Source organism: Pseudomonas edaphica (assembly GCF_005863185.1).
Taxonomy (GTDB): domain Bacteria; phylum Pseudomonadota; class Gammaproteobacteria; order Pseudomonadales; family Pseudomonadaceae; genus Aquipseudomonas; species Aquipseudomonas edaphica.
Map to the genome: position 1 here is coordinate 1 of NZ_VBVZ01000604.1, position 3,679 is coordinate 3,679.

General features: G+C 60.9%; 3 protein-coding genes. 2 read left to right on the top strand and 1 reads right to left on the bottom strand.

Features of this window, described 5'->3' with window-relative positions:
* Positions 1–130: 130 nt before the first annotated feature.
* Positions 131–1,198, top strand: coding sequence for a uroporphyrinogen decarboxylase (gene hemE / locus FEM54_RS27415; protein ID WP_099548052.1), 1,068 nt, complete (start codon positions 131–133; stop codon positions 1,196–1,198).
* Between the two features lie 117 nt (positions 1,199–1,315).
* Here hemE and FEM54_RS27420 read toward each other — a convergent pair whose 3' ends face one another.
* A complete protein-coding gene (locus FEM54_RS27420; RefSeq protein WP_420875330.1) occupies positions 1,316–2,542 on the bottom strand; it encodes an MFS transporter in 1,227 nt (408 codons plus the stop codon).
* A gap of 172 nt (positions 2,543–2,714) precedes the next feature.
* On the opposite strand from FEM54_RS27420, the gene FEM54_RS27425 reads away from it, so the two are divergent.
* Positions 2,715–3,608 (top strand): LysR family transcriptional regulator, encoded by an 894-nt coding sequence (locus FEM54_RS27425; RefSeq protein ID WP_017138561.1) that lies wholly within the window; start codon positions 2,715–2,717, stop codon positions 3,606–3,608.
* The last annotated feature ends 71 nt before the right edge of the window (positions 3,609–3,679 follow it).

The window sequence follows — 3,679 nt, forward strand, 5'->3', positions numbered from 1 at the left end:
GGTTTGGTGGTGTCTGTCATACCGCAAGACACCGCGACAAATTGACCCGATAGACAAAAGGCACGGCTCACTCCGTGCCTTTTGCGTCGCGCTCTGAGAAAATGCCCGCACTTTTTTTGCGGATGCCGACATGACTGCCCTCAAGAACGACCGTTTCCTTCGTGCCCTGCTCAAGCAACCCGTAGACGTCACGCCCGTGTGGATGATGCGTCAAGCCGGTCGCTACCTGCCGGAATACCGCGCCAGTCGCGCCAATGCCGGCGACTTCATGAGCCTGTGCATGAACCCGGAGTTCGCCTGCGAAGTCACGATGCAGCCGCTGGACCGCTACCCACAACTGGATGCGGCCATCCTCTTCTCCGACATCCTCACCATCCCTGATGCCATGGGCCAAGGCCTGTATTTTGAAACCGGTGAAGGCCCGCGTTTCAAGAAAGTCGTCAGCACCCTGGCCGACATCGAAGCCTTGCCGATCCCGGACCCGCACAAAGACCTCGGTTACGTGATGGACGCTGTGAGCACCATCCGCCGCGAGCTTAACGGCCGCGTGCCGTTGATCGGCTTCTCCGGCAGCCCGTGGACCCTGGCTACCTATATGGTCGAAGGCGGCTCGTCGAAAGACTTCCGCAAAACCAAGGCCATGCTTTACGACAACCCGCAAGCCATGCACCTGTTGCTGGACAAGCTGGCGCAGTCGGTTACCAGCTACCTCAACGGCCAGATCATGGCTGGCGCGCAAGCGGTGCAGATCTTCGACACCTGGGGCGGCAACCTGTCGTCGGCGGCGTATCAGGAGTTCTCCCTGGCTTACATGCGCAAAATCGTCAGCGGCCTGATCCGCGAACACGAAGGTCGCAAAGTGCCGGTCATCATGTTCACCAAAGGCGGCGGCCTGTGGCTGGAAAGCATTGCTGATGCCGGTGCCGATGCGCTGGGCCTGGACTGGACCTGCGACCTCGGCGAAGCCCGGCAGCGCGTGGGCAGCCGCGTGGCGCTGCAAGGCAACATGGACCCGACCGTGCTCTACGCCAAGCCGGAAGCGATCCGCACCGAAGTCGGCCGCATCCTGGCCAGCTATGGCAAGGGCAGCGGCCACGTGTTCAACCTCGGCCATGGCATCACCCCGGAAGTGAACCCGGAGCACGCTGGCGCGTTCCTGCGTGCAGTGCATGAGCTGTCGGCGCAATACCACGAATAAAACGCAAACCTAATGTGGGAGCTGGCTTGTCGAATCGTCGCACCGCTGCGATAGCAGTAGTGAATTCATCACCGCCATCGCAGGCAAGCCAGCTCCCACATTAAAAGCAGGACCGCGTCAGGTTTTTACATTCCTCAGCGGCGGTAATTTCGCCAGCTTCAGCGCCACCAACAGCGCGCCAATCAACAGCGCCACGATAAACCCGCCAATCCCGTTCCACCCGGCAAAGTGCCAGAAGAACCCGCCCGCCGTCCCCGCGACACTCGACCCCACGTAGTAGCAGAACAGGTACAGCGACGACGCCTGCCCTTTGGCCCTTACCGCCCGCCGCCCAATCCAGCTGCTGGCTACCGAATGCGCGCCGAAGAAGCCGAAGGTGAAGATCAGCATGCCCGGCACCACCAGCCACAGCGGCGTGAACAGGGTCAGCAGCATCCCCGACAGCATCAAGACGATGGTGCCCCACAGTACGCGACGGCGGCCGAGACGGTCAGCCAGAGAGCCGATTTTCGCCGAGCTGTAGATGCCTGACAGGTACACCAGCGACAACAGGCCAACCACCGCCTGGCTAAGTTCGTAGGGCGAGGCCAACAGGCGATAGCCGATGTAGTTGAACATCGTCACGAATGCGCCCATCAACAGGAAGGCCTCGAGGAACAGCCACGGCAGGCCCGCGTCCTTGAAGTGCATGACAAAACCGTTCACCAGGTTACGCGGCTTCAGGCTGCTGGCGCGGAAGTTGCGCGATTCAGGCAGGATTTTCCAGAACACCGTGGCTGCGATCAGCGCCAGCGCGCCGATGATCAGCATCGCGGTGTGCCAGCTGACAAAGTCGATCAACACGCCGATGATCAGACGCCCGCTCATGCCGCCAATCGCGTTGCCGCCGATGTACAGGCCCATGGCCAAGCCAATGTGCTGAGGGTGGATCTCTTCGCTCAGGTAAGTCATCGCCACGGCGGCCAGGCCGCTTAGCGACAAGCCCACCAGCGCACGCATCAGCAGAATGCCTTCCCAGCTCGGCATCAAGCCGCTGGCGATGGTCGCCAGTGCGGCACAGAACAGGGCTGAAACCATCACCGGCTTACGCCCCAAGCGGTCGGAAATTGGCCCGGTGACCAGCAGGCCGAGCGCCAGCATCGCCGTAGCAACAGAAAGGATCAGGCTGCTTTGCGCCGCATTGATGGAAAACTCGTGGGACAGCGCCGGCATCATCGGTTGCACGCAGTACAGCAGGGCAAAGGTGGCAAACCCGCCGGAGAACAGCGCCAGCACCGTGCGCATGAACATCGGCGTGCCTTTTTCGATGTACGCGTCATTGAGCTGGGCGACCACCTCATCCAAGGCGGTAGGCGGGACTTCTTGAGCGAATGGCGCGACAGCAGATTTCACGGGGACCTCGGGGAGGAAAAGCCTGCCAGGACTGGCAATACGAAAAAGAATATAGCTGCCTAATGATTCTTTCCAATATATTGTTCGACCTGTTTAAGAGCTTTTACGACCTAATGAGGTTTGCATGGAATTGCGTCACTTGCGGTACTTCATTGCCGTCGCCGAAGAGCTGCATTTTGGCCGCGCCGCGCAGGTGCTGGGCATCTCTCAACCGCCGTTGAGCCAGCAGATCCAGGCGCTGGAACAGGAAGTCGGCGCACGCTTGTTTGAGCGTACCAATCGTCGGGTTGAGCTGAGCGAGGCCGGCCGATTGTTCCTGCACGAGGCGCGTTTGGTGTTGGCGCAGGTGGATAAAGCCGCCGACGTTGCCCGCCGCGCGCAATTAGGGGAGTTAGGCGAACTGAAGATCGGTTTCACCTCGTCGGCGCCATTCAACGCCAGCATTCCACAGGCGATCTTTGCGTTTCGTAAAGCCTTCCCGGCGGTGCACCTGAATTTGCAGGAAATGAGCAGCACCGAGGTGGCCGAGTCGCTGGTGGATGAGTCGATTCAGGTGGGCCTGATGCGCCCGCTGCCGTTGCCGGATTCTCTAAGCGTGATCGAGTTGATGCGCGAGCCGTTAGTTGCGGTATTGAACGCTGGCCATCCGTTGGTGGAAGGCAGCGAGCGCGGCCTGCACCTGGCGCAACTGGCCGAAGAGCCGTTTGTATTTTTCCCGCGCACCTACGGCAGCGGCCTCTACGCTCAGCTGCTCAACCTGGCCCGCGATGCCGGCTTCAGCCCGCACTTCGCCCAGGAAGCTGGAGAAGCGATGACCATCATCGGCCTGGTGGCGGCGGGGTTGGGGGTGTCGGTGCTGCCGGCGTCTTACCAGCGCATCCGCATTGATGGCGTGGTCTATCGCACCTTGCTCGATCGGGAGGCCGTGACGGCGGTGTGGCTGGTGCAACGCAAGGGTGCGCAAACGCCAATGGCCAAGGCCTTTGTGGAGCTGCTGACGCGCCAGGCGATCTTATAGTCGAACACGGTCAAAAGTGGGAGCTGGCTTGCCTGCGATGCAGGCGCCTCGGTTTATCAGAAAAACTGAGG

What these genes read in the sequence shown, in the direction of transcription:
- FEM54_RS27425 (WP_017138561.1), top strand. Translation starts at nt 2,715, where the DNA reads ATGGAATTGCGTCACTTGCGGTACTTCATTGCCGTCGCCGAAGAGCTG.
- hemE (WP_099548052.1), top strand. Translation starts at nt 131, where the DNA reads ATGACTGCCCTCAAGAACGACCGTTTCCTTCGTGCCCTGCTCAAGCAA.